Origin of the sequence: Tepidimonas sp. (genome assembly GCF_046292505.1) — a bacterium.
In the GTDB taxonomy this organism is placed as follows: domain Bacteria; phylum Pseudomonadota; class Gammaproteobacteria; order Burkholderiales; family Burkholderiaceae_C; genus Tepidimonas.
In genome coordinates this window covers 1-655 of record NZ_JBKBQX010000199.1, presented here as the reverse complement: position 1 = coordinate 655, position 655 = coordinate 1, and the positions used below count along the sequence as shown (strand labels likewise).

The following is a 655-nucleotide window of genomic DNA, read 5'->3' as shown; positions in this document are numbered from 1 at the left end:
ACCAGCACAAATTTTTGACAATAATGTTACAATAAGGAATACAAAAGATAATGAAACAGAAAATATAACAAACACAACAGGAAAAATAATTGTTGCAGAAATTGAAGGAATAAATCTACCAATAAAGGTATGTCTTCCACCATTAACAATAACAGATAAAAATGTTTCTTGTTTAATTGCATACATTTACATAGGAACAAAAGAATATAACAATTTGACAATTGCAGATACAATTCCAGATAACTTTACTTATTTAGATGCAAAAGAATTAAATGCATCAGAATTATTGAACACATTAAATATAACTCTTCCATCATTGCCATTAGGTTTAGGTATAGAAAATTTAACAGCAGAAAGAATTGATATGACTGTAAGCACAACAGACAACAAGACATACATTTTTGGATCATGGAGAACAAGAACACTACAATTAGCAGCTGGATTAGAAGTTTATACAGCAATTATAGCAATAAATGTAACATTAAGAGCACCAAGTGATATTAATGGAACTTCAATGAACTTAACAGAAGCAGTAAGCAATGTTTTACCATCTCAGAATATTTCAATTCCATTATTAAATGTAACAATTCCATTAAACTTATCATCATTAGTTTCTATTCCAGCAGATCTTCCTGCATTACCAGCACAAATTTTT

General features: G+C 28.7%; 1 protein-coding gene. It reads left to right on the top strand.

Translation table 11 applies throughout. The features are described 5' to 3' along the window. On the top strand, positions 1 to 655 hold a 655-nt coding region (locus ACK4TH_RS12735; RefSeq protein WP_409626973.1), incomplete at both ends, for a hypothetical protein.